The organism is Priestia sp. BR_2 (assembly GCF_041954005.1).
GTDB classification, from domain to species: Bacteria; Bacillota; Bacilli; order Paenibacillales; family Paenibacillaceae; genus Paenibacillus_AQ; species Paenibacillus_AQ lautus_A.
In genome coordinates this window covers 1-1,159 of sequence record NZ_JAVFHM010000083.1, presented here as the reverse complement: position 1 = coordinate 1,159, position 1,159 = coordinate 1, and the positions used below count along the sequence as shown (strand labels likewise).

Annotated in this window: 2 protein-coding genes; both read left to right on the top strand. The window is 37.1% G+C overall.

Annotated elements, in window-relative coordinates; genetic code table 11:
- A partial coding sequence (locus RB298_RS02150) for a VOC family protein (RefSeq protein WP_486045506.1) occupies positions 1–180 on the top strand: 180 nt, incomplete at its 5' end.
- A 377-nt stretch (positions 181–557) separates the two neighbouring features.
- Positions 558–1,049, top strand: a complete 492-nt coding sequence (locus RB298_RS02145) for a DUF2690 domain-containing protein (RefSeq protein WP_013084188.1) — start codon at positions 558–560, stop codon at positions 1,047–1,049.
- Positions 1,050–1,159: the final 110 nt, after the last annotated feature.

Genomic DNA, 1,159 nt, shown 5'->3' with positions numbered 1-1,159 from the left:
ACGTTAGCTATCACGGTAAGTCATGCAGACAAATCAAAAGAAATATTCGCAAAGCTTCAAGACGGTGGTGAAGTAATGATGCCGCTTCAAGAAACCTTCTGGAGTCCATTATATGGCCAAGTAGTAGACAAATTCGGAGTAACTTGGCAAGTTTCGACGCAAGCGGATAGTGATAGCTGAGAAAAAGTGTACTTTTTAAGCAAGATAGCTTTAGCAGCAGATTAGTAGTAAACATTTTGTCCAACACGAAAAGATTAACCATATAAAATAGCAAAAGCGCATTTTGAATTCTCTTTTTCAAAACGTGCTTTTTTGTTTGTTGTGCCTGTTTATATTCTCATGATTTACGTTGCGGTCCTAAATAGGAAGCAATCTGTTATATAGCTCATCAGGATGGCAGGCCTTATCAGCAAAAATAACTAGCTTAAACCATATTCCTCCAGAAAAACACGGCTATTTATTATGATGTAACAGTAGTATAGTTTGATGAAAAATTCTGGAAATTAAAATAAAATGATAGTTGTGTTTGTCAACGAAATAAAGGAGGATGGTTTTTGATGAAGAAAGTCTTTAATATCGGAGTTCTCTTTTTCCTGATTTTTGGTTTATTTCTTGGCGTTGGACCTACGGGTAAGGCATCTGCATTATCGTATGATGGTTCAAATCCATACACAACAGGATGTGCAAGCAAAAGTCCCATTACTTATGAAACGAAGTATATTTATAAAAGCGGTGTAAAAATCGGTTATGTGCAGTTAAAGGGAAGCGCTTATTGCCATACAGCATGGGGATATGTAAAATTTTATAATAACTCCCCTTACAACGGGTATGCAAACGTCGGAACGTACAGATATGAAGGCTCTTCGAGTTCCTCTAATGCTAGAACATTCTGTAACAGTTCCGGTGGCAACGGCATGGTAAACAAAGGGGAGACGTCATGTTATACAAGTCAATTATGGGATAAAGACCCGTACAATTCCTTAGCTGTTGTATTTGTTTATAGTTCAGATGGAAAGGTTATTGCCCAAGCGCAGACGGGCCGACATTAATAGAAATACTATAAATGAACGCCTCTTAGGAAAAAGTCTAAGAGGTGTTTTTTGTTCAAAAAGATTGATGGGGAAATCTGCCTGAAACTTTGTATTTGCTAATCAATACT

Bases quoted from the DNA above. Each gene is read 5' to 3' on its own strand.
- RB298_RS02145 (WP_013084188.1), top strand. From the start codon at position 558: ATGAAGAAAGTCTTTAATATCGGAGTTCTCTTTTTCCTGATTTTTGGT.